Below are 23,119 nucleotides of genomic sequence, written 5' to 3' on the forward strand. Positions count from 1 at the left end.
ATCAGATCAGTGTTTTTGAGGCTTTAGTAGGATTTTACTGTTCATTTTGATACACTTACTGTTCGATATCGAACACCTGAAATTTCAGGTTATTCGTTTTATATAAACCGGAATCGATTTTAACAATAGAATTCATTTTAGGTACAGTATTTGATAAAAGGATGTGAACTAACAAATTGATATGACCTCCAAGAAAGGAAAGATCTTAGTAGTAGATGATGATGCCGATGTTTTGCAGGCAGCCCGTTTATTTTTGAAGCAACATGTGAAATCCATAGAAACTGAAAAGGATCCGAATTCTATTCCAACACTTCTGAAAAACAACAGATACGATCTGATCTTGTTGGATATGAATTTTACCGAAGATGTGAGTAGCGGTAAAGAAGGTTTCTTCTGGCTACAAAAGATTCTTGAAATAGACCCTTCCATAGCCGTGATTCTTATAACTGCTTATGGTGATATTGATAAAGCTGTACAAGCCGTAAAAGCAGGAGCCACCGATTTTGTATTAAAGCCCTGGAAGAATGAAAAGCTTCTTACAACGGTAATGTCCGCAATGCAACTCACGGATTCAAAAAGAGAAGTAGCAGAATTAAAAGAGACACAAAAGCAGATCAACAGCGATATAGATCATCATTACCGGGATATCATCGGAAGAAGTCCTGCAATGATAAATGTATTCAATACCATTGAGAAAGTAGCAGCTACTGATGCCAATGTTTTAATTCTTGGAGAAAACGGAACCGGGAAGGAGATGATCGCCAGGGCACTTCACAGAAGATCAGCGCGCCATGAAAATGTATTTATGAATGTGGATATGGGAGCAATCACAGAATCTCTTTTTGAAAGTGAATTGTTCGGTTATGTGAAAGGAGCATTTACAGATGCTAAAGAAGACAAAGCAGGAAGGTTTGAACTTGCCAACGGAGGAACTTTATTTCTGGATGAGATCGGAAATCTTCCGTTACCGCTTCAGTCTAAACTTCTTACTGTGTTACAAAACAGAAAGGTAAACAGAGTTGGCTCCGCAAAATCAAAAGAAATTGATATACGATTAGTATGTGCAACCAATCAGTCTTTAAATGAAATGGTAGCTGACACCAAATTCAGGCAGGATCTTTTATTCAGGATCAATACCATAGAAATTCAGTTACCTCCATTGAGAGATCGGATTGAAGACATTGAAGCATTAACAGATCATTTCATAAAACTGTATTCAAAAAAATACAAGAAGGAAGTAAGTGGATGCTCAAAAGAAACCATCAAAAAGCTAGAGAAACACAGTTGGCCGGGAAATGTGCGGGAACTTCAACATGCAACTGAACGCGCTGTGATTATGAGTGAATCCACAATATTGCAACCTTCCGATTTTCTTTTAACTCAGGAAATAAGTGATAGCGAACAAGTTGTTTTTGAAGATTACAATCTGGAAGAAGTTGAAAAAATGGTTCTTAGAAAAGCACTTAAAAAGCATGAAGGAAATATCTCTAAAGCAGCAGAGGAACTTGGTCTGACCAGGGCGTCACTTTACAGAAGGATGGACAAATATGGACTTTAAAGAGATTCATAATGCTTAGAAGTCTGAGAGTAGGAATTATTTTTAGAGTATTATTTCTGTTTATAGTTCTTTTGGTTGGAGCTTATATAGCATTAAACACTCAATATTATGTGAGTTTAGTGCTGATAGGAGTAGTAGTTGTACTTCAGGTTATAAATCTTATCAGGTATGTCGAGATAACAAATAAGAATCTTAAGCGATTTTTTGAAGCTATAAGTTATAATGATTTCTCACAGTCTTTTTCTAATAAAGGATATGGAGAATCGTTGGAATCACTGAACTCTGTTTTCAACAATATCATAGAAAAATTTAATCGGGAAAGAGCCAAAGGAGAAGAGAGCTATCAGTATCTGGAAACGGTGGTTCAGCATATTGGGATTGGATTGTTTTCTTTCAATAAAGATGGTGAAATAGAATTATTTAATACGGCTGCAAAAAAGATATTGGGAACCGCGGTTTTAAGAAATGTATCTCAACTTAAAAAGATCAGTGAGCCTTTATTTGAAGCTGTTCAGGATCTGAAAGGCGGAGCCAGAACTTTGGTACGAACATCCATAAAAAACAGAGAATCTCAGATCGCTATTTTTGCTACCGAGTTCAGAGTAAAAGGAGACCTTTATAAGATCATTTCTTTAAGCAACATTTCATCTGAGTTGGAAGAAAAAGAAATGGAAGCCTGGCAAAACTTAACTCAGGTTTTAGCACATGAGATCATGAATTCCATTACACCGATCGCCTCACTATCTGATACAGTAAATACAATGTTAGCGGGTAATTTATTGAGCGAAGAAGGGAATAAGGATATATCCGAAGAAACAATGGAAGATGTAAAGGAGGCTCTTCAGACGATCAACAAAAGAAGCTTAGGTTTAATGCGGTTTGTGGATTCGTACCGGAACATTACACAAATTCCAAGTCCTGATTTTGATGTTGTACACCTGAAAGAAATCGTAGACAGAGTTAAAAATTTAATGAAAGGAGAAGCTCTTTCCAGATCCATAACGGTTGAAACTGAATTCGAATCTGACTCTATTGAAGTAGTTGCTGACAGCCAGTTGATAGAACAATCTTTGATCAACGTTGTAAAAAATGCATTCAAGGTTTTGAAAAACAGGCAGGACCCTAAAGTGATCTTAAAAGGTGGTATTGATGAATCCGGACATGCTTTTATAGATGTTCAGGACAATGGGCCGGGTATAAAAGAGTCATCAGCAGAGAAAATTTTCGTTCCATTCTATACAACAAGCAAGAACTCTCCGGAAGGGGGATCAGGAATCGGGTTGAGTTTATCCAGGCAAATTATGAGGCTACACAACGGGAGTTTGTATCTGCTGGAGTCAGAAAAAGGGAAAACAGTTTTTAGATTGAGGTTTTAATGGTTAAGTATCAAAAAGAAGATAGAGTTTGATTATAATCTTTAAATAGCTTTAATTGAATTAAATTCAAGAGGAAGGGCATAAAAATATAGGTTTCAAATAGGTGAAATATTAATCTAAAACTTATTTTTTATGAAAGAAATTCATGAGGCTAATTCTTTGTTGGAGGAAAATATAACATCTATATCTAATGTAAATGAATGGGCTGAAATCATGGGCTACGAGAAAACTAGTAAATTTTCCTATGACTATAGAAGGTTTTATGGACTGAGACCAGCCGAAGCATTTGTAGAGATACGAATTAAAAACATTATTGAATATTTTACTAAAAATCCAAGCGAAAAGTACTACTCTATTTGTTTGGAGTTCGGGTTTGTAAACGAACAAAGTCTATATAAATTTTTTAAAAGGCATACGAAACTCTCACCAATCGAATACAGAAAAGAGATACAGAAAAGAGATACAGATAAAGAGATACAGATAAAGAGATACAGATAAAGAGATACAGAAAAGAGATACAGAAAAGAGATACAGAAAAGAGATACAGAAAATGATTGTTATTATTAATCACTTAGTCTAACCTATAATCGGTTTTTAATATTAACTTAAATTCGAAAGACTATGAAGAATATGAAATTAAAATCATTTGGATTTGGATTTACATTTATTTTTGTAATTATCATGAGCTTTTTATTGGCAAAACCCGAGAAAGCAGAGGCATTTGATGGGGATGGATATTGGGCAATGGCTGATAGGTACGATAGGTATCCTTGTGCTGGTAATCCTCGAGATTGTTATGTAATGCCAGTTATAATAATAGAAGGATAGCTTATAAATTCGTTTAATAATAAAGCCAATCTAGTTTCTAGGTTGGCTTTTTTAAAATTTAATTCAATGAAACTATTTGTTCAGTGTTTTTTCTTGTTAGCTTTTCTAAGCTGCGTTCAAAAAGAAAAAGAAGATGCAAATGATGCTTACTTTTCAAAAAAAACTAAAGAAAACATTCAGCTAAAATTGAATAAGATTTCTACTATTACTCTTGAAAATCATAAAAATGGTAGTATTGGCGCACCTCTATATAACATAGAGTTTGATACCTTTGGAAATATGTACTTTTTTGATACGATTGAAAGTAAGTTCATTATTTATGACAGTAAGGGTAAATTTTTAAAAACATTTGGAAGGGCAGGAAGAGGTCCCCTAGAGTTTGAACTTGTATATGCATATACATTGGATGAGCTTAATAATTTATACGTTTACGATGATGCTTTAAGAGGTATCAAAATCGTAAATGATTCTCTTAATCTTACTTCAATTTATAAGATTAAAAATAAAGAATATTATATAACCTCACATGATATTGAGGTAGTTGGTAAAAATATATATGTAGGAATTCTTGGAGCAGGGGCAGTAGCAACAACTGATAACTCTCAGGAATTAATCGATTCTCCTTTGATTATGATTGCTGAGGTTGATAACCAAAATGATGAACTTAAAAATAGATATATAGGTACTTACGACCCCTATCTTAAGCATATCGAATCTTATTATTACAGACCAATTTTTTATATAGATAGAGAAAAACAAACTATTTTAGTCTCACACCAAAACAGTTATAGATTCCAAGAGTTTGATTTAAGAACAGGTAGCCTTATAAAGTACTTTGGGTTTAAATCGGATAATTATGGTGAGGGAGAAAAAAAATCATCAAAAAACAGAAATAGAAAAGAAAACTATCTTAATAGCTTATCAGAAAGTAATAATGAATTAGTGTTTAGTACTGATGAATACATAGGTAATTTTTATTTAAATGGTACTGAGGAATGGTTTGATTCTAAGGATTTATCTGACTTGCACTACTATTTTTCAATTTACTCAAAAGAAAATTATACCTATATAACAACACTAGAGGCTAATCACCGCTTAATTAAGGTGCAAAATAACAAATTTTATTTTATTGAAGATGAGGATCCTGAGGAATTTAAAATTGGGATATATGAGCTTATCGAGATTTAGCTATATCATTTTAAGTCTTATTGTTTTTGTTTCTTGCTCAAACAAGCATCCTAAAGAATATGTAGATACTTTAACGGAATTGGGCTGGGAAAAAGAAATACCTGATTCGGTATTTGTATTATTTACATCTGTAAACCAGTGTTCCCCATGTGAGCAAGAAATTGAAGAGTGGAATAGTAAATATGCCAATTCTAACAAAGTTATATTAATTGTAAATGAAAAATATGTTTCTAATTTTGAGAATTACTTAACAGCAAATTCAATTAAACTATTTTCAATTCAAGATGAGAAAGGGTTATTTAGAAAAAGAGAACTTATCCCTTTTTTGCCTTATAAAATCTTGATTTATGATGATAAGGTTATAGATTTGGGAGAGCTAGGAAAGGATTAAAAAATATACAATTCTAGAAATACAGCTTTGCTCTGAAACTGGGTTGAATTCCCAGATCATAAACGGTAGTCAAACCGGGGATAATTCGGTTATTGTTTGTATTCCTGCCTGCTTTAAAATCAGAATACCAAGGGTTTTGAGTGTTTAACAGATTATAAACAGAAAATAAGAATTCAGCTTTTTCTGTATTTCCGGTACTGAGAATATATTTAAGAGAAACATCCAGCCTTGAGTAATCCCCGATTCTGGTTTCTGCTTGTTCATCTCTTGAAAGCACATTATTTGGAGTCCCCGTTGCAAAATTCCAGGAGGCATAAAAACTCAGTCCATTAGACAGATCTAAATCACCAATCAAAGAAAACTGATGTGTCCGGTCATAAGAAGGATGAAAAGGTTTGCCGTCATTGATGAGTAAATTCTCAAGTTCTGTAGAAGCCAGAGTGTAGGTAGATGAAAGACTGAATCGGGAGAATCGTTTCTTCAGTAGAAATTCAATACCCTTACCAACTCCTGTATTATTAAAAAGGAATGGGTTTGTATCATCTTCATCAAAAAAGGATGAAATAAAATGATCGGCTAAGCTGTGAATTCGCAGATTGTCAAAAAGTTTATAATAGCCTTCAACCTGTAAGAAAAGTGAATTTGAAGGTCGTAATCTTACATTTGTAGTAAAATAGCTGACTGAAGAGGGTGGTTGCTCATTATTAGTCATAACCCAAAAATCAGTGCTGTTTACAGTCAAAAAATCTAATTGATGTAAGAACTGATAGTTTTTACTATAGCCTAGTCCAAATGAAACTGCTGATTCAGGTAAGAACTGCGCTTTAATTCTTGGAGACCATTTTAAATATTTTCCATTGCTGAAATAATATAACCTGCCTCCTAAACTGACATGAGCTTCGGTAGAATTTGCAAAATCAAACTGACTGAACATGTCCAGTAACTGACTTGTTCGTCTGCTTCGGAAGGATTGGTTACGCGGACTTAATTCAGTATATAGAACTTCGAAATCGCTGTAAGTGACTCCAAAATCTAATCCAAAATGTTCAAAGGATTTGCTGAACCTCTGATTGATCTGAAATTCCTGAAGTTCATTTTCTAAATTGAACGGCAAGATCTCAATAGTCGCGTTTTGGTTGTTATTGTCGTTTTCGGGCCTTCGGAAGTCGTTATCCTCTTTCAAATAGTTTGAATAATAATCGCTGAACCCTATGCTACTTTCAGAATTTATATCATGTTGAAGTTGAGTGTTATAAGCCAGCTTAACCATTTTGCTCGACCACTCATTATTGGTATTGAATTCTTGTGATTGTTGCTGAATTCGGCGATCATAGGATTGGTTGGCTTCATCTTTCCCAAAGTACATACTTGCAATCAATTGTGAACCCGAACTAGTCTCGAAATACAGCTTACCATGTAAGTCGTAGAAAAAAGCATTACCATTTACATTTTGTACATTTCGATCTATAAATTTGCGTACCGTATCACTTTGAAAATCATAATTGCGATCTATATCCAGCCCGTATTTTATGATTCCCTGATTGTTAAACCAGTTTAAATCATCGATGTAAGAATGGCGACCTGAAAACAGGAAACTGGATTTTCCCAAAACAACAGGGCCTTCCAAAGTGGCGCTTAAGGCGGTGTTACTGAGGCCAACAGAACTTTCAAAATTTTGAAGGTTTCCGGTTTTGGTTAAAAAGGTAAGTGTTCCACCAAGAGGTGCCCGAAATTGAGCCGGTGTGACATCATAAAAGAAACCACTGGTTCTGAGAACGTCTGCATTAAGACCGTCCAGCAATCCGAATAAATGGCTTTGGTTATAAAGCGTTATTCCATCCAGTAATACGCGAAAGCCATCTGATGAACTGCCTCTGACATTTAAACCATCCTGGATGGCCGGCCCCGCAAGTACCGATGGAAGTGATTGTAAAGCTTTTGCAGAGTTGTTGTCCCCCAAAGGACTAAAAGATCCGGCTTCGATTAAACTACTGAACACAGTATCTGATGGACTGAATAAAGAGTTTCCATTAACTATGATCTCGCTGCCGCCATAGAGTCTTGGTTGCAATCGTACAGCAATATCATTCAATTCAGATTTTGATGAAATGTCGAAATCAACCCGTTTCGATTCGTATCCTACAAAGGAGAATAAAAGAGGAATCGATGAACCGGAAGAATTTATGCGGGCGTGAAAGGTGCCTGAAGTTGAGGAAGCTACACCTGTAATTTCACCATTTTCGAGCCAGGATATGGTAGAGTATGGCAATCGATCTCCGGTTTCAGCATCAACTACATATCCAGAAATAACAGCTTCTTGTTTGTTTTGTTTATTTCCGGTTTTGAAAAGCAAGGCTTGGTTTCTTTCAGAGTTTACCTGAAGCCCGATATTAAATTCCAGAAGCTGAGACCTGAGATCTTCATAAAGAGTGGGGGAGTCAGAAGAAACGGTGACATTTATATTACTTACGAGTGCTTCTCGGTACAGAAATCTCATGTCTGAAGTCTGTTCAATAGAACTGATCAATTCTAACAAGGTTTTTGGAGAAGAAGAATCCTGTGCAAAGCTTTGGTTTACAATTCCTGCCCAAAAAAGAAAGAAAGTTATTTTTAATAAGGTTTTCATGAAACCTTAATTTAAAGGAATAAACTTAAAGCTATTTGAATTTACTTCTCTGAATGTGCCGCCTAAAATTACACCCAAGTCATTGAGTGTGGTAGAAAGTTCATCCAATGCAATTGTACCAGATATCAGCTCTGATGTATTTTGCATACCTGAAATATCAATCGTTGCTTTAAAATGATGTTCAAGTTCGTTTATTACCTGCGAAACAGGAGTGCTATTTAAAACAATTTCGTCATTCAGCCAGTCTTTAAATTCTTCAGCGTCTGCCGGAGATGCATTGCTTAATAAGTTCTGAGATATAGTGGCTTTTTCACCCGGTTTAAGAACGATGGAATTTTGATGGAGATCGGAGAGTCTCACACTTCCTTCTTCAAGAAATACTTTTGTCTCGTTTCCCCATGTGCTCAGATTGAATTGCGTTCCCAATACGGTAACAATTCCATTATCTGAAGCAACAGAAAAAGGTTTATTAATATCTTTAGTAACTACAAAAAAGGCTTCTCCTTCAAGCTCAAAGGATCTCTTAGAATCTGATAATTCGATTTCGTAGAGAGATGAATACGGACGCAGCGACACTTGAGACCCATCTGCTAATATTACCGATTCAATGGCATTTCCACTTTGAGCGACTAAAACCGGATTATCTAAATTTGTGAACCAAAAAATTCCCAGGAAAGCTGCAAGCAATACAGTAGCTGCTGTTGCCCAAGCCCATGTATTCGTTTTTCGGGTTGAAAGTGATGTGATCCTGGCTTTCTTTTGTGATGTAGTTTCTGAAAACACTTTATCCCACATTTCAGAAGATTCTGAAATTAAAGTGTCAATCTGAGTATGCTCTTTATTTTGGTAAGCTAAAAGAGATTGAATCAATGGGTCCTGAATACCTGAAAAACCTTCACCCGATTGTAACGCAGAATCCAACTGTTTAGCCAACAGCAGGTCTTGATCGTTATCAGGTAAAAGGTCTTTAGTTTCCATGATTCTAATATAAAAGAACTGCAGGTTAAATCATCAACCTGCAGTTCATGTTGGTTAGTAGTTTAATCTTCTGTTGATCCGTCTTTTAATGAGAATCGAACAACTTTGGCTACTTTTTTGAATCTTAACAGGGCAGTTCCGTCTCCCGTTAATTCAATAGTACCTTCAATTACTTGAGTATCAGCTTCATCCCCAAAAGCTTTGTTTAAAACTATGCTGTAATTAAGTGTTCCGGTTACACCTTGTTCCAGGTTACCATTAGCTTCAACGGTATCTTTTTCGATTTCAACATTCAGGAATTCAATGTCCACAGTAAAATCTCTGGATACCTCAACGCTGTCTCTGGTAAAACCTGAAGCACTTCCTTCTCCGTGATGAGTTCCGTCAATACTTACTATCGAACTTGTGCTGTGTAAGCCGGCAATAGCGAAAGTATCTGCACGAGCGAATTCAGAACTTCCTCTTCGGGAATTTACAGAACCTGATTTATTTCCTGTAAAATCTACGCTTTCAATAGAATCTGCATTAGCTCTTGGGCGCGCTATAAAATCACCTTCAGGAGATTTGAAGATATAAGTATTCAGTAGTGCTATATTTTTACTGAAGTCACCATGATTTACACTACGATTATATTCTAAGGTATGTGTGCCGGTATCAGAATCATAAGAATAGGAGTAATTATTTTCTCTTCCTCTTCCGCTTCTGCCATCCGGGTCAACTTTTCTGTGATCATTTCCATAAGAAATGCCTTCATCGCCAACAGTGGAAACGGCATCATACATACTACTCATAATCCCGGAGTTCTCATCAGATACAGACTCTCCGATAATTTGTGTAGCCAGTTCGATGTCTTCATCAGAAAGGGTGTCAACATCATTATTTACGGCAGAACAAGCTGCAAAGGTAACTAAGAGGCTTAAGCCCAATAGTGTTAGTTTTGATATGTTTTGTAAAGATTTCATAGTGATTTCTCTTTTGTTTTTATTAAAGACATTTGTGTCATTTGCCTTTAGTACACGAGTAGAATTGAATACCCCCAATCCTTTTTAAAAAAATCAAAAAACAAATTTCAGATAGCAGTCAACGGTGTAGATGTTACGTAATTCTTTGACAGTTTAATATTGATAATCGTAGAAAAATTCGCCCTTAGTATTTAAGACGGAGAAGAGAGTATGATCCGGATGCGTCTGCGAAGCAGGAATAATCCTTTCTGGTGAAGAGTGTACTAATTACCTCAGAATGCACGAAGACCTTTAGGATTATTCAGCGCAGGATCAGTGAACCCGTCTTAAATACTTCGGCTTGATCTTTTGCTACTTTTGTATCAAGACAAAAGTAGGTAGACTTGTTTTAGCCTGAAAATAAGTAACTACCTCTTTGCTCTGTGTACTTTTGTACCGCCAAAAGTACCAAAAGCTCCCGCCAAGAATTATTGGCGTGAACTCCATTACATCGACTAATCATTACAAAAGGTCTACCTGTGTATGATGCATATTCAAGAATCAGCCAGAGTGTAATGATTGCTCCTTCGGAGCCGTAGATTACATTGCGTTCTTGGCTCGCCAAAAATTCTAAAGATCGGAGTAGTAGGAAACTTTTTCTGAAAACGTCAGGACGATTAAGCAGAATAATTTTTTGTAAGCGAATTAGCTGACATCTACAAACGGTACTGTTTTAATGATTCGCGCATATCTTTTAGTGCAAGTCCCATATGATTTTCAACTGTTTTTACGGATACGTCTAATACCTGAGCAGCTTCTTTATAAGTAAATTCCTGAATAAAACAGAGCCGGAAAACTTCTTGCCTCTTTTCAGGCATAGCTGAAATAGCTTGTTCAATTGCGCTGTTAAGCTCAGCTCTTTTGTTATCCTCATCTTCAGGTTCTTCATGAGATGTATTCTCCTCCGGATCTGCCTCTTCATCGAATTTGGAATGATCTCTGAATAGATTCAGCATTCTTGTATATCCGATTCTGAACAGAAATGCTCTAAGAGACTTTGTTTCGTCTATTTCGTCGCGTTTCTCCCAGATCATAACAAAAGCCTGCTGAACCAAGTCTTTTGCGGCTTCTTTGGCAGTTCCTCTCTTCATTAAATAATTAAGAAGAAATGCATTATAGCGGTCAAAAAACTTTTTAAATGCCTCGTGATTTCCGTTCTTTATCTTTATAGCGAGTTCGGGATCGGTTAATTCATCAGAATCAACTGAGGCCAACAATAAAATAAGTTGTAATAAGAGCGAGTTCATATCAGAGAATATAATTCCAAGTAGTGTTAATGAACAAAGAAAGATTTCAGAATATTAAAAGTATAAGATTGGTCGCGATCGCGCTGTCAGTAATCCTTATTGTAAGTGGATTCAAGGTAATTCAGGATAACTCAGTAACTATAGAAAAAAGAGAAATAAAAAATGGAGTTGCTTTGTATGCATCGAATAGTAATTACTATCCTGTAACCATAGAGCTAGATGCTGAGCTGACTAATATGACTTCATCAGAAAGTAACCCACTTATTACAGTCCTTAATGGGAGGTCTAAAGAAAAAATTGCTGAAATGAAGGTTAAAGACCCAAAATCATCCTGGGGAATGAAATACAGCTATATATTTTATCAAGGTAGTATTCTTGCAAAACATAATGACAAAGAGGGCTATAGACTTCCTTTTAAAATTGGAGAACAACACCGTTTAGATCAGGGATACAACGGAAAGTTTTCACATAGTGGAGAAAGCCGGTATTCTTTGGATTTCAATATGAAAGAAGGAACAGAAGTGTACTCTTCCAGAGCAGGGATTGTGGTGGAAACAGAGGAAAGTTATTCTAAAGGAGGAAGTGGCAAATCATTTTTAGATAAAGCTAATTATGTAACCATTTTACATGACGATGGTACTTTTGCCCAATATTCGCATCTAAGAAAGAACGGTGTTTCTGTAAGAATAGGACAGAAAATTAAAGCAGGAGAAAGAATAGGATATTCCGGCGCTACCGGTTATGTAACAGGACCTCATCTTCACTTCACGGTATTAAAAGCAAAAAAGGGTGGAGGCTTTATTTCAATACCTGTCAAATTTGCAACCAAAGATGGGATCATAACTCTAAAAGAAAAAGAAACCTATACAGCTTATTAGCATAGCTAAATCTCAATACCCAAGAACCAAATTCCAACCTTAATTGGTTACTGGATATTGAATGTTGGGTGTTGGATATTGGATATTCTTACTTCTTCTTCTCCTTAAATTCATCCAAAGACAACCCTTTCATAACCGCATCGTAGCTTGAAATATCTTTTGGTAGAATGATGTCGTTTTTATCCTGACCCAATCCTTCCAGTGTATTCAGGTATTTCTCAGAAAGACGAAGTTTCATAGCTTCAGCTCCCATAGGTTGTGAAAGTGCAGCTGCAATTTTTTCGATGGAAATGGCGGTAGCCGTCGCAATAGATTCGATCTCATTAGCCAAACCTTCCGCTTCGTTGATCTGTCGCTGCATTTCTGCTTCAGAAATATTCACCATTTCCGCTTTGATACCTTCCGCATCATTTACTTTAGAGCCTTGAACTCCTTCAGATTTTGCGATAACGGCACGACGATCACGCTCTGCGGTCATTTGTCTCTCCATTGCATTTTGTACTGTTCTTGGAGTAAGAATATTTTTGATCTCATAGCGATGAACTTTAATTCCCCACGGTATCTCGATCTCGCTGAGTACTTTAACCACTTCTTTACTCATGAAAGCACGTTCTTCAAAAGTTTGATCCAGGTCCATAAGTCCGATTACCGAACGCGTTGTAGTCTGTGCCAACTGAATAGCAGCGTAGCGATAATCCGTAACTCCATAGCTTGCATTTACCGGATCCATAACGCTTAAATAGATCACGCCGTCTACTTCAACTTTTACGTTGTCTTTAGTGAAGCATTCTTGCGGTTCCACTTCTATGGTTTCTTCACGCAGATCTTGTTTATAAACTACTTTATCTACAAAAGGAACCAGTGCATGAAATCCGGGTCCAAGCGTTTTGTGATAATTTCCCAGCCTTTCTACAATGTAAGAATATTGATTTGGTACAAGACGTAATGATTTGATCACTTTGAAAATGATGAACAAAGTAAAAAGACCAACCAGAACCTGGCTAATAATTTCAATGATTTCCATGACTAGTTGTCTCCTTTAATTTCTTTACTCTTTGTGTGATCGCTCACTTTACTTACCCCTTCAAAGAAAGTTTTCAAGTTCGCCGTTTCTGTAGGCAGTACTGAAACGTTTGAATTCTTAAGTATAGAACCGAACTGCTCGATATATTGCTCCACCAATTTTGTACGAACAGCAAGCTCTCCACCCGGTTTTTGCATGGCCTCCGCAATTCGTTGAATTCCATTTGCCGTTGCATTGGCGATCAATTCAATTTCTTTGGCTTTACCTTTCGCTTCATTAATTCGGCGTTGACGAGCACCTTCGGAAACCAAGATCTGGCTTCGTTGTTCACCTTCAGATTCATTGATCCTTGCCTGGCGAAAACCTTCGGAATGAGTGATCTCAGCTCGTTTTTCACGTTCCGCTTCCATCTGCTTTTCCATGGTGTCCACGATCTCATTGGAAGGTCGGATATTCTTGATCTCATACCGAAGTACTTTAATTCCCCACGGACCGGCAGCTTTATCAATTTCCCGAACGATATTTTCATTCATGGCTTCTCGTTCAGAAAACGTATCATCCAATGTGATCTTACCAACTTCAGAACGCATGGTGGTTTGAGCAAGATTAATAGCCGCCGCCTGATAGTTATTGATTCCATAACTGGCTTTGTGGGCATCCATCACTTTAATGTATACTAATCCATCAACAGCCACTTCAATATTGTCTTTGGTGATACAAGTTTGGCTTGGAACATCCAGAACCTGCTCACGCATTTCGCGTCTGTAAGCCGGGCGATCCACAAACGGTACCAGAAAATGAAATCCCGGTTTTAAGTTCTTTTTGAATTTACCGAGTCGCTCTTGTATTACTTCTTCTCTCATTTCCACGATGATAAATAATCGGGTGAGAATGAAGTACAGAACGACTAATGTGATAAGAACACTTGTCCAAAACATGATAGCCTTTAATTTTTGTGTTTAAGTTTTTCTGAGGTTGGTTCCTGAATCTGATCCACGGGTTCTACTATCCAGGTGGTATTGTCTCGATACTTGATCTTAACTTTTGTGCCTGCGGGAACTTCTCCCTCCAAAGTTCTGGCCTGCCATGAAATTCCTTGAAAACGAATTCTTCCTTCGTCGTTATGTTCATTCAGCGGTTCAACCACTTCTACGATCTGATCCATGGCTTCGTAATCTTCATCCGCAAATTTATAAGAAGTTTCTCCCTTCAAATATTTTCTTATGAATGGCATTGCCATAATAGAAATTCCTGCAGAAGTAAATATCCATGCCATAGTTGCAGTAATCGGGTCGTCCAGAAAACCGAGAAAACGTGCGAGTGCAACAAGAAGTCCGCTTGCTCCTAAGATCAATGCCATACCGCTCGGAAGCACAAATTCGAGCAACATCAGGATGACTCCACCAATTAAAAAGATCCAGGTAAGTAGTTCGCTGTCCATAGCTTTGTGATGAATTTTACTGTCTTTAGTAGATACCAAATTGCGAGATAAAAATCTTGTTTACTTGGCACTAATTTTGCGTTTATTTGAGCTGTCATCCTGAGATGATTAGTAATTAAATATTGTCATCCTGAGGATACTTCCGAAGGATCTGCAAATCTAAGTATAAACCAGACTTGCAGATTCATCGCTTTCGCTCTGAATGACTAAGACACAAATGCCCGATAAAAAAGAAGAACAAAAGAAAAATCACTCCATTGCTTCCTTAAAGGATACGCTGATCAAGATATTTGCGCTTAGTAAACCGTACAGAGGAAGGTTCTACTTTGCAACGGTTGTTGTTCTACTGGCATCGGGTATCTGGCTCACAGTTCCGCTTGGACTAAGAGAACTACTGGACGCAGTATTCGAAAAAGGAGATGGCAGTTTATTAAACTTACTCGCCATTGGCTTGATAGGATTGTTCGTACTTCAATCGCTGTTCAGTTTTACCGGGAATTATTTTCTGGAATGGGTTGGGGAAAGGGTTGTCACCGATCTCCGGAAAAAAGTATATGAACATCTTCACCGATTGGGATTTAAGTTCTTTGCGGAGAGACGTTTAGGTGAGATCACTTCACGGCTTACAAACGACGTTGGTTCCATCAGAACAGCGTTGACGGATTCATTACCACAATTATTAACGATCTCTTTTTCGCTGATCGGTTCCGTTTCGTTGATGGTTGCATTGAACTGGAGACTGAGTGCGGTGATCTTCGTAACCGTTCCGTTTGTAACGATTGCCACTCGTTATTTCGGACAGAAGATCAGAAAACTGTCACGAGGAATTCAGGATGAATTGGCAGATTCTACCGCTGTTGCCGAGGACGCACTTGGAGCTGTTCGCTTGGTGAAAGCTTTTGTTCGGGAAACCTATGAAGTAACCCGGTACTCTGACTCTATTGAGAAATTATTCGGAACCGTCCGGAAGAAAGTAGTGCTTACTCAATTGTTCTGGAGCGGAGTGGGAATCATGTTCATGGGTACGCTAGTGGTTATTTTTTGGTATGGAGGAAAAGAAGTTCTTGAAGGTCGATTAAGTGCGGGAGATCTGGTGGCTTTCATCATTTATGCACTGAATATTTCCCGATCCATTAGCCAGACTTCCAGATTATACACGGCCGTAAATACCGCAGCCGGAGCTTCAGAACGTATTTTTGAACTGTTGGATGAAATCCCGGAGATAGATGACAAACCGGATGCAATTGAAGTAACCGATGTGGAAGGAGAATTGGAATTCAGGGAAGTTGGTTTCCGGTATGAAGAAGAGCGACCGGTTTTAAAGAATATCAGTTTTAAAGCAAAAGCAGGAGAGACGATAGCATTGGTTGGTCCAAGTGGAGCCGGAAAGACGACGTTGTTGAATCTGATTCCAAGATTTTATGACGCTGAGAAGGGAGTAATAAAACTGGATGGAACTCCGATCAGTGACCTGAAAGTAAAATCATTTCGGGAGCATATATCCATTGTGCCGCAGGAAGTTCACTTGTTCAGTACCACGATAAAAGACAATTTGAAGTACGGAAAACTGGATGCTACAGATGAAGAGATCATTCAGGCTGCTGAAGATGCCAATGCCCATGATTTTATAGTTGAACATCCTGATGGATATGATTCATTGATCGGTGAAAAAGGAGTGAAGCTAAGCGGTGGACAAAGACAGCGAATGGCAATTGCCCGGGCTATCCTAAAAAACCCCGAAATTTTACTGTTGGATGAAGCGACTTCTTCATTGGATTCCGAATCGGAAGCACAAGTTCAGGAAGCCTTAAACCGATTGATGAAAGGCAGAACCACATTTGTGATCGCCCATCGTCTATCAACTATTCAAAATGCAGACCGAATTCTGGTACTGGATAAAGGCGAAATCGTAGAAGAAGGAATGCATACCGAATTACTGGCCAACGGCGGTTTATACAGCCATTTATATGAGTTGCAGTTCAGAGATTTGGCAGGGGAGGTTGGGTGAGCTGTGCTTGTGCAAAATTTATCTTTTGTCAATTAGTTTACTCCAAAGACATAAATCATTCATAATTAATGGGCCAACAGCATATAGTGTAGTAATTTCAGAAGCAGAAATTAATTGTTTATCTATAGAATCTTTAAGTCTAACTGATGCCTTAGTTGCAGGAAGTTGAGAGAACAGTTCTTCAAGCTCGGAAATATTAATTTCTGCATTTAATCTAGGCACAACAATAAAAAAACGAAAAGAATCTATACATACAACAAATGTATATACATCTTCAACATTAAGTTTTGGAATATTTATTGTTCCAGCTGTCATGTAAGTTGGCGGTATCTTAGTGTTGCCTTCTTCATAAGGAATTATAAGCTGAAGAAAGACTAAAAACGCTGTTGGGTTATTAGTCCCATTTAGGATGTATTGGTTAAATGTATTTAGAAGTGCAATAAAATATTTATCAGCATTTCCTGATCTAGCATTATTATAAAGAGTTTTAAATAGCCATCGAGACAATAGAGAAAAATCATATTCAAATAAAATTTTATCATTTACCTCGATGACATTGTTAATTTGTGAATCATAAAGTTGGCATATATAACTATCTAGCTCAGAAAGATTGTCGTTATTACATTTTTCACAAACATCTTTTACTTGTAAAGAATTAGGTCCTACAAACTTATCAGCGACAGAATTGCTTGTATATTTATTATTACCTTTTCTCTTCTTTAAAAGACAAGAAGACCAAACATGTTCTTTCGAAATTTTGACGTTGCTTCCACAGAAAACACAAGTTTTCATATCCTAGTAACTTGAATATTTGATGTAAGATTTTTCATATAATAGTCTGAGTTTTCGTTTAGTTCTCGTTCCGAACGTCCCGTTCGGAACGTAATGTTGAAGCTCTTCTTCACTTGCTTCAATTTGTCATAGGAAGCAGGAGCTTCCGACTGGCATTCCCAAGCAGAGCTTGGGAATGAGGTTAAATCAGTATTGGATATATTCAATAACTAGTATTAAACCTACAAATAAACCCAATCCAATTAAAGCCCAGCAAAAAATAGATGCCAGATTTATTAAAAAATAACTGGTTGGCCAAACTCCATCAGGTTTCTGGGGAAGCCGGTTTTTAGTAATCTCTATTCCTTTACGTAGTAAAAAGCCAATTAAAAAAGCAGATACACTTACTACAAGACCGATGACTAAGCTTCCATTAAAAAGTTCAAGCATGGCTATTCACATTTCGTCAATAAGGGATTATTTATTTAATCGAAGTAACTGAATAATTTAGTCGGGCACAAGTGCGAACCCATCCCTGTCCCTTCCCTTAGCCAAGGGAAGGGGACTCTTTAACTAAATTCTGAATGGAATTATAGAGTTTCCCTCCCTGATGTTAGGGAGGGAACAAGGGTGGGTCAGAGAATTGGCTAGAAAATTTAATACGAATTCAGTATTGTTTTCAATGGACTTATCTAGAAAAAATATTACTGAACTGGCAAGAGAGCTTCGGAGAAATCCAACTCCTTCAGAAAAGCTATTCTGGGAACTCGTAAGAAAAAGACGGTTCAAGGGATTAAGGTTTATTCGTCAAAAACCCTTCGTTCACACACAGTCTGGAATTAAAAGATACTTTTATATCGCTGACTTTTATTGTGCAGAACATAAGCTGATCGTAGAAATTGATGGTAAAGTGCATGATTATCAAAAAGATTATGACCGGCAAAGAACGATAGTTCTGGAGAACTTAGGATTGAAGGTTATTCGGTTTAAAAATGAAGAACTTGTTAATGAGAAGCTTGTTTTTGAAAAAATAATGGAAGCTATTTCTTAAAGTTAGCGAACCCATCCCTGTTCCTTCCCTTAGTCAAGGGAAGGGGACTCTTTAACTAAATTCTGAATGGAATTATAGAGTTTCCCTCCCTGATGTTAGGGAGGGAACAAGGGTGGGTCAGAGAAGGCTCAGTAGCGAAAATTATAAGCGACGAACTGAAACAGGTTATTTAATGAGTAACATTGTTTTTGAGATTTGGTGATTTGCTGTAACCAAACGATAAAAATAAATTCCACTGGATAGTGAACTAGCATCTAAAGAAATATAATGCTTACCGGCAATCATCTTTTTATTCAAAAGAGTTGAAACTTCTTGCCCCAGTTGATTAAAAACACTTAGTCTTACAAAAGATGAGAAAGGAAGCTCAAAAGAAATTGTAGTAACAGGATTAAAAGGGTTGGGGTAATTTTGCAATAACTTAATTTTGTATTCAACACTAACCTCCTCGTTTCCAATGGCTATACCGGATAAATTCATCCATGAATTTGCCATTCTTATACCTAACTCTTGCACTCCTTCAGCAAGAAGATGAACTTTATCCGTATCTACAGGCAGGCCATCGATACTGACCCAATCAACTAGTGAGTCGGAATCGGCTACCTCAACTTGAGTTTCTCTTATTAATTCTTTGTGAGGATAAGATGCAGTGTTTCCAATTCTTCCTAAAATAAATTTGAGATCCGGAGTATTAAGATCGGTTCTGAGCTCTTGTATGAAATTTTCTAAATTAGAACGGTAGTTACTGGCATAAGTTGAATTAGCTGCATCAGATTCACCCTGCATCCAAAAAAAGCCTTCGAACTCATAGCTGTATCCTTCATTTTTAAGAATACTTGTTGCTGTATCAATTTGTGCCATCATGAGTTTGTACAACTGATCTCCTGAATTAAGTCCTTTTTTCCAATCATCAGCTAAGCTTGTTCCTGCATAGGTCGTTTTTATAACTGCAATAGACGGAAGTTCTGAATACAACGCTCTTGCAAGTGTAATTTCAGGGCCAAAAAAATCTTTGTTATGCAGGATATATGGCTCTTGAGTTTGATAGGATAATGTTGTCCATGTATTGTTTGAAGTGGAATTAATTGGGGTTCCTGATCTGGTAGGAGGTAAGCCCGTATGATAGTAATACTTAATTAATTCATCTACGCTGTTCGTATCCAGTAAAGCTGCATTAGCATGCCAATTTAAAGCATTAGATTGACCAGCTACAATAATGATTTTCACCTGTGAATTTTGCGCATGAATTGAAAAAACGAGCATCATATTCATTATAGATACTAAAAAAAAATACTTAGTCATTATCAAAAACCATTCTTTTCAAACCTTTGTCTAGTTATTAAAATTAAAAACCAGAACGACTCTTTTATTCTATCAATAGGAGTAATTTCTGACATTTGTATTAATTTGATTTAAAATCGACTAATGAATCCATATTTAGTAATGCAGGTTCTCATTTTTAATCGAAGTAACAGAATAATTTAATTGGGTACAAGTTCGAACCCATCCCTGTCCCTTCCCTTAAACAAGGGAAGGGGACGTTGTAATTAATATCTGAATGGAATTATAGAGTTTCCCTCCCTGATGTTAGGGAGGGAACAAGGGTGGGTCAGAGAATTGATGAAAAGATTCTAAATCTCCCTTCGAAGGGAGACCGATCGAACACTTGTGTGAGATCAGAGGGATGTTGTGGGGATTAGGAACTAGTAAACCTCACAACCTCGTTCCGAACGTCCCGTTCGGAATGCAATGTTGAAGCTCTGCTTGGGAACGAGATGAAGCGAGACGCTTGCGATAGGTTAGTTGAATTACAATTCAGGGATCAGGCTTGACATTTCAAAGCCATAGTATTTTCTTAATAATTTCTATTAAGTGATTCATAAACAAAAATTTCTATGAAAATATTTCTCACACCTATAATTGTGTCCTTAATTTTTATTACGTCTTCATTTGGGCAGGAAAGAGATGACTCTCATGATATTATAATTACTGTTGAAGGTTGGACTGAAGAAGAAGCTTACTTAGGATATTATGTGGGTAAAAAAACGTATATCGCTGATACAGCTAAGGTCACTAATGGAAGAGTTATTTTTGAAGGTGATGAAGACCTAGATCCCGGAATGTATTTTTTATATACACCCAATGGCGTTTTTGTTGAGTTTTTAGTTAATGAGGATAGTTTTTCAATGAGGTCTGAAATTGGTGACTTAGTGGGTAAAATGGAAGTCTTAGGATCCACTGAAAACCGGTTATTTTTTGACCTTCAGAGGAAAATGGCTCCTTTAACTACCAGAGCTAAAAGTATTAGAGAGGAACTTGAGGGATTATCGGGAGCTGATAGTTTAAGAAAAGCTCAAGAACTTTCGTCAATAAATGAACAAGTGACTGCATTGCGGAGAAGAGAAAAGGATACACATTCAGACACTTATTATAGTCAATTTTTAAACTTAATTCTTAGACCTGAAGTTGATATTAGTAGGATTTATTCTGACGATTATACTATCCGGCAAAGAGAAATCGAAAAGTATAAGCTTAATTTTTGGAATGGGACTGACTTTGAGAATAGGGGAATCTATAGAAATCCTGTATTCGAGAACAAACTAAACGAATACTTAGAAGATCTTTATGGATCAAATTCAGATTCTATTATACAAGGAATCAAAAAGATATTTGCTAACCCTATGGATAAGGAAGTATTCAGATATATAGTAATGACTTTGACTAATAAATACGCTCAAACTAAGACTAAGGGATTAGATGCAGTGTATGTTTATATGGTAGATACTTTTTATAAAAGTGGGCAAGCATACTGGATCGATGAAAGTACATTAACCAAGATGGTTGAAAATTCAGATCGTTTAAAACAAAATTGATTGGAAAGAAAGCTCCCTTATTTAATGATAAAGTTCAGCACACGGCTCTATATGGATGACGGGACTAATTCCCATCTCCATAAGCACGAATCACATCGGTATAGCTCATATCAACGAGGAGACTTCTGCTGTCCAGTTCCTGAATAAAACTTACTGGTACATCGGAGTTGTACAAACCGATGACTCCTGAATAAGAAAAGGTGTTCAGGAAACCGGCTTCTTTTAATTGAATAATGTAATCAGTAGTAACGCCCGAACTTTGGAGCCCGATTATGGCAGAGTAAGAGAAATCGTTCAGCAGATCTGCTGCATTTAATCTGTCCAGATACTCAACCGTAACACCGCCATTGTACAAGCCTATCAAACCTGAGTAAGAAAATTCGTCCAGATAACCGCCGGCCTCCATTCGGGCAAGAAACTCATTAGGAACGCCACCATTATACAAACCGATTACTCCTGAGTAGGAAAAATCATCTAAATAACCACCAACATTAAGTTGATCCAGATAAGAAGTCGGAACGCCTCCATTGTATAGACCAATGATTCCTGAATAAGAAAAGTCATCCAAATATCCGGCTTCGTTCATCATCGTTAAATATTCCATCGGAACTCCACCGTTATACAATCCGATAATTCCGGAGTAAGAAAAATCATCCAAAAAACCGGCTTGATTCATCTGTTCTAAATAAGAAAGGGGAACACCGCTATCGTACAGCGCCCGTATTCCGGTAGGATTGATTTGATTCGTATATCCGGCTTCATTCGCAGCTTGTAAATAATCCAGATATACGCTAGTGACTCCTTCGGTTGTTGAAATTCTTGGAGGCAGTGGTGCAGCGGGAGGTAATGGTGCTTGTACTACATTTTGTCCCTGAGAAACAGTTGTTTGGTTGCCGTTATCAAAGTTGAACACGGAAATCGGACTACTCGTTAAAAACCATACAGCCGGTATCACAGCAAACAGTAATAAAGCAATGATATTTCTTTTAGTGGAGGTTGGTGGGTCTACATATTCCGGATCAAATGTTTCTGTATCGCTGGCATTGGCTTGCTCGTCTATGTAAGAATCCAGATCAAAATCAGGATCATCCTGATTTCCACGTAATTCATTTTTAAATCTTTGGTTTGCCATAATATTAATTTCTTTGATTCTTATATCCTTCGATCAGCGATGAAATATCGAATGTATTTAACAGATCACTGTCATTCAATGTTTTCAATACAGGAACCGGAACTTCGGCGTCGAAAAGTTCAGCCACCGTTTCTGTATCAAATTTATCAGTGAGTCCGGCTTCATTTAATTGTGTGTTATAATCTTCCAGGTTAGCAGGAAATTCAGTCGAATTATTTTCTACTTGAATGAAAGATGGATTTTCAAGATTTGAAAGTGCTTCAAGTGCTGAAAGCTTCGCCAACTCTTCTAAACCTTCAAGGCTTGCCAGGTTTTCCAGTTCAGCTAAACCTTCGAGGCTTTCTAAGGCTTCAAGAGCCTCTAAACGAGCCAAGTTTTCAAGTCCTTGTGTAACAACAATATCGTTAGCTCCTGCCGGGTCACTGTCAGCAATAACAACATCAGGTTCTGAATTAGCGGTGACCGGAAGTAAAGGCTCAGGGGCAACTGATTGTTTTTGATATTCTTCTACTCCGAAAATATTACCATAAACCAGCTTAGGGCTCCAGTCATTAAAGTACAACAAGGCGAAAAGGGAAAGTCCTACAACTAGAAAAGTGTTCTTTAGAAAAGAGGAACCTTTTGAAGAGTTATTAGCTTGAGCTTCAAATTGCTCGCCTGAATGTGATTTTTCATGTATATAGGAATCAAGATCGAAATCAGGATCGTCCTGATCTCCTCTTAACTCATTTCTAAATCTTTGTGAACTCAT

At 37.1% G+C, this 23,119-nt stretch carries 22 protein-coding genes; 10 read left to right on the forward strand and 12 right to left on the reverse strand.

Features of this window, described 5'->3' with window-relative positions:
* Positions 1–181: 181 nt before the first annotated feature.
* From A8B79_RS00215 to A8B79_RS00240, 6 genes are all read left to right on the forward strand, one after another.
* Entirely contained in the window at positions 182–1,558 is a 1,377-nt protein-coding gene (locus A8B79_RS00215) for a sigma-54-dependent transcriptional regulator (RefSeq protein WP_066216397.1), read from the forward strand.
* Positions 1,559–1,569: 11 nt separating this feature from the next.
* Positions 1,570–2,934: a sensor histidine kinase gene (locus A8B79_RS00220; RefSeq protein ID WP_066216399.1), complete on the forward strand. Its 1,365-nt coding sequence runs from the start codon at positions 1,570–1,572 to the stop codon at positions 2,932–2,934.
* Between the two features lie 132 nt (positions 2,935–3,066).
* Positions 3,067–3,432, forward strand: coding sequence for a helix-turn-helix domain-containing protein (locus A8B79_RS00225; RefSeq protein WP_066216401.1), 366 nt, complete (start codon positions 3,067–3,069; stop codon positions 3,430–3,432).
* Positions 3,433–3,555: 123 nt separating this feature from the next.
* Complete coding sequence (locus tag A8B79_RS00230; RefSeq protein ID WP_066216403.1) at positions 3,556–3,762, forward strand: hypothetical protein; 207 nt, start codon at positions 3,556–3,558, stop codon at positions 3,760–3,762.
* A gap of 66 nt (positions 3,763–3,828) precedes the next feature.
* Positions 3,829–4,950 (forward strand): 6-bladed beta-propeller, encoded by a 1,122-nt coding sequence (locus A8B79_RS00235; protein WP_066216406.1) that lies wholly within the window; start codon positions 3,829–3,831, stop codon positions 4,948–4,950.
* A complete protein-coding gene (locus A8B79_RS00240) occupies positions 4,931–5,341 on the forward strand; it encodes a hypothetical protein (RefSeq protein ID WP_066216409.1) in 411 nt (136 codons plus the stop codon). Before A8B79_RS00235 ends, A8B79_RS00240 begins: the two co-directional genes overlap by 20 nt.
* A 13-nt stretch (positions 5,342–5,354) precedes the next feature.
* On the opposite strand, the gene A8B79_RS00245 is transcribed toward A8B79_RS00240, so the two are convergent.
* The 4 genes from A8B79_RS00245 to A8B79_RS00260 all read right to left on the reverse strand — a co-directional run bounded on the left by A8B79_RS00245 (position 5,355) and on the right by A8B79_RS00260 (position 11,193).
* Entirely contained in the window at positions 5,355–7,967 is a 2,613-nt protein-coding gene (locus tag A8B79_RS00245) for a TonB-dependent receptor (protein ID WP_066216411.1), read from the reverse strand.
* Positions 7,968–7,973: 6 nt separating this feature from the next.
* The gene (locus tag A8B79_RS00250) at positions 7,974–8,945 is read right to left on the reverse strand and encodes a FecR family protein (protein ID WP_066216414.1); all 972 of its coding nucleotides are present in this window, start codon (positions 8,943–8,945) and stop codon (positions 7,974–7,976) included.
* A gap of 62 nt (positions 8,946–9,007) precedes the next feature.
* Entirely contained in the window at positions 9,008–9,907 is a 900-nt protein-coding gene (locus tag A8B79_RS00255; protein ID WP_153038302.1) for a hypothetical protein, read from the reverse strand.
* Between the two features lie 695 nt (positions 9,908–10,602).
* Positions 10,603–11,193, reverse strand: coding sequence for an RNA polymerase sigma factor (locus A8B79_RS00260; protein ID WP_066216420.1), 591 nt, complete (start codon positions 11,191–11,193; stop codon positions 10,603–10,605).
* A gap of 29 nt (positions 11,194–11,222) precedes the next feature.
* Between A8B79_RS00260 and A8B79_RS00265 the strand changes: the two genes are divergently transcribed.
* Positions 11,223–12,071, forward strand: coding sequence for a M23 family metallopeptidase (locus tag A8B79_RS00265; protein ID WP_066216422.1), 849 nt, complete (start codon positions 11,223–11,225; stop codon positions 12,069–12,071).
* A gap of 88 nt (positions 12,072–12,159) precedes the next feature.
* Here the strand turns inward: A8B79_RS00265 and A8B79_RS00270 are convergent, their stop codons facing one another.
* The 3 genes from A8B79_RS00270 to A8B79_RS00280 are packed head-to-tail and all read right to left on the reverse strand — an operon-like array spanning position 12,160 to position 14,536.
* Complete coding sequence (locus A8B79_RS00270) at positions 12,160–13,095, reverse strand: SPFH domain-containing protein (RefSeq protein ID WP_066216425.1); 936 nt, start codon at positions 13,093–13,095, stop codon at positions 12,160–12,162.
* Between the two features lie 2 nt (positions 13,096–13,097).
* Complete coding sequence (locus A8B79_RS00275; protein WP_066216429.1) at positions 13,098–14,033, reverse strand: SPFH domain-containing protein; 936 nt, start codon at positions 14,031–14,033, stop codon at positions 13,098–13,100.
* A gap of 8 nt (positions 14,034–14,041) precedes the next feature.
* Positions 14,042–14,536 carry an NfeD family protein gene (locus tag A8B79_RS00280; RefSeq protein WP_066216432.1) on the reverse strand — a complete coding sequence of 165 codons (495 nt, stop codon included), beginning with the start codon at positions 14,534–14,536 and terminating at the stop codon, positions 14,042–14,044.
* A 202-nt stretch (positions 14,537–14,738) separates the two neighbouring features.
* Here A8B79_RS00280 and A8B79_RS00285 point away from each other — a divergent pair, with 202 nt between their 5' ends.
* Positions 14,739–16,544 carry an ABC transporter ATP-binding protein gene (locus A8B79_RS00285; RefSeq protein ID WP_235603508.1) on the forward strand — a complete coding sequence of 602 codons (1,806 nt, stop codon included), beginning with the start codon at positions 14,739–14,741 and terminating at the stop codon, positions 16,542–16,544.
* A gap of 18 nt (positions 16,545–16,562) precedes the next feature.
* Here the strand turns inward: A8B79_RS00285 and A8B79_RS00290 are convergent, their stop codons facing one another.
* A complete protein-coding gene (locus tag A8B79_RS00290) occupies positions 16,563–17,336 on the reverse strand; it encodes a hypothetical protein (protein ID WP_066216438.1) in 774 nt (257 codons plus the stop codon).
* A 186-nt stretch (positions 17,337–17,522) separates the two neighbouring features.
* The gene (locus tag A8B79_RS00295) at positions 17,523–17,765 is read right to left on the reverse strand and encodes a hypothetical protein (RefSeq protein WP_066216441.1); all 243 of its coding nucleotides are present in this window, start codon (positions 17,763–17,765) and stop codon (positions 17,523–17,525) included.
* A gap of 232 nt (positions 17,766–17,997) precedes the next feature.
* Between A8B79_RS00295 and A8B79_RS00300 the strand changes: the two genes are divergently transcribed.
* The gene (locus A8B79_RS00300) at positions 17,998–18,366 is read left to right on the forward strand and encodes an endonuclease domain-containing protein (RefSeq protein ID WP_066216861.1); all 369 of its coding nucleotides are present in this window, start codon (positions 17,998–18,000) and stop codon (positions 18,364–18,366) included.
* Between the two features lie 165 nt (positions 18,367–18,531).
* Here the strand turns inward: A8B79_RS00300 and A8B79_RS00305 are convergent, their stop codons facing one another.
* Positions 18,532–19,590, reverse strand: a complete 1,059-nt coding sequence (locus A8B79_RS00305; protein WP_161485120.1) for a T9SS type A sorting domain-containing protein — start codon at positions 19,588–19,590, stop codon at positions 18,532–18,534.
* A 668-nt stretch (positions 19,591–20,258) separates the two neighbouring features.
* Here A8B79_RS00305 and A8B79_RS00310 point away from each other — a divergent pair.
* Positions 20,259–21,236, forward strand: a complete 978-nt coding sequence (locus tag A8B79_RS00310) for a DUF4369 domain-containing protein (protein WP_066216446.1) — start codon at positions 20,259–20,261, stop codon at positions 21,234–21,236.
* A gap of 64 nt (positions 21,237–21,300) precedes the next feature.
* Here the strand turns inward: A8B79_RS00310 and A8B79_RS00315 are convergent, their stop codons facing one another.
* Both A8B79_RS00315 and A8B79_RS00320 read right to left on the reverse strand, forming a co-directional pair.
* Positions 21,301–22,368, reverse strand: coding sequence for a hypothetical protein (locus tag A8B79_RS00315; protein ID WP_066216449.1), 1,068 nt, complete (start codon positions 22,366–22,368; stop codon positions 21,301–21,303).
* A 4-nt stretch (positions 22,369–22,372) separates the two neighbouring features.
* A complete protein-coding gene (locus tag A8B79_RS00320) occupies positions 22,373–23,119 on the reverse strand; it encodes a hypothetical protein (protein ID WP_066216451.1) in 747 nt (248 codons plus the stop codon).

Source organism: Balneola sp. EhC07 (genome assembly GCF_001650905.1).
Taxonomy (GTDB): domain Bacteria; phylum Bacteroidota; class Rhodothermia; order Balneolales; family Balneolaceae; genus Balneola.

Excerpts from the sequence above, each read along its gene's own strand:
- A8B79_RS00215 (WP_066216397.1), top strand. The coding sequence starts at position 182 with ATGACCTCCAAGAAAGGAAAGATCTTAGTAGTAGATGATGATGCCGAT.
- A8B79_RS00220 (WP_066216399.1), top strand. The coding sequence starts at position 1,570 with ATGCTTAGAAGTCTGAGAGTAGGAATTATTTTTAGAGTATTATTTCTG.
- A8B79_RS00225 (WP_066216401.1), top strand. The coding sequence starts at position 3,067 with ATGAAAGAAATTCATGAGGCTAATTCTTTGTTGGAGGAAAATATAACA.
- A8B79_RS00230 (WP_066216403.1), top strand. The coding sequence starts at position 3,556 with ATGAAGAATATGAAATTAAAATCATTTGGATTTGGATTTACATTTATT.
- A8B79_RS00235 (WP_066216406.1), top strand. The coding sequence starts at position 3,829 with ATGAAACTATTTGTTCAGTGTTTTTTCTTGTTAGCTTTTCTAAGCTGC.
- A8B79_RS00240 (WP_066216409.1), top strand. The coding sequence starts at position 4,931 with ATGAGCTTATCGAGATTTAGCTATATCATTTTAAGTCTTATTGTTTTT.
- A8B79_RS00245 (WP_066216411.1), bottom strand. The coding sequence starts at position 7,967 with ATGAAAACCTTATTAAAAATAACTTTCTTTCTTTTTTGGGCAGGAATT.
- A8B79_RS00250 (WP_066216414.1), bottom strand. The coding sequence starts at position 8,945 with ATGGAAACTAAAGACCTTTTACCTGATAACGATCAAGACCTGCTGTTG.
- A8B79_RS00255 (WP_153038302.1), bottom strand. The coding sequence starts at position 9,907 with ATGAAATCTTTACAAAACATATCAAAACTAACACTATTGGGCTTAAGC.
- A8B79_RS00260 (WP_066216420.1), bottom strand. The coding sequence starts at position 11,193 with ATGAACTCGCTCTTATTACAACTTATTTTATTGTTGGCCTCAGTTGAT.
- A8B79_RS00265 (WP_066216422.1), top strand. The coding sequence starts at position 11,223 with ATGAACAAAGAAAGATTTCAGAATATTAAAAGTATAAGATTGGTCGCG.
- A8B79_RS00270 (WP_066216425.1), bottom strand. The coding sequence starts at position 13,095 with ATGGAAATCATTGAAATTATTAGCCAGGTTCTGGTTGGTCTTTTTACT.
- A8B79_RS00275 (WP_066216429.1), bottom strand. The coding sequence starts at position 14,033 with ATGTTTTGGACAAGTGTTCTTATCACATTAGTCGTTCTGTACTTCATT.
- A8B79_RS00280 (WP_066216432.1), bottom strand. The coding sequence starts at position 14,536 with ATGGACAGCGAACTACTTACCTGGATCTTTTTAATTGGTGGAGTCATC.
- A8B79_RS00285 (WP_235603508.1), top strand. The coding sequence starts at position 14,739 with ATGACTAAGACACAAATGCCCGATAAAAAAGAAGAACAAAAGAAAAAT.
- A8B79_RS00290 (WP_066216438.1), bottom strand. The coding sequence starts at position 17,336 with ATGAAAACTTGTGTTTTCTGTGGAAGCAACGTCAAAATTTCGAAAGAA.
- A8B79_RS00295 (WP_066216441.1), bottom strand. The coding sequence starts at position 17,765 with ATGCTTGAACTTTTTAATGGAAGCTTAGTCATCGGTCTTGTAGTAAGT.
- A8B79_RS00300 (WP_066216861.1), top strand. The coding sequence starts at position 17,998 with ATGGACTTATCTAGAAAAAATATTACTGAACTGGCAAGAGAGCTTCGG.
- A8B79_RS00310 (WP_066216446.1), top strand. The coding sequence starts at position 20,259 with ATGAAAATATTTCTCACACCTATAATTGTGTCCTTAATTTTTATTACG.
- A8B79_RS00315 (WP_066216449.1), bottom strand. The coding sequence starts at position 22,368 with ATGGCAAACCAAAGATTTAAAAATGAATTACGTGGAAATCAGGATGAT.
- A8B79_RS00320 (WP_066216451.1), bottom strand. The coding sequence starts at position 23,119 with ATGAGTTCACAAAGATTTAGAAATGAGTTAAGAGGAGATCAGGACGAT.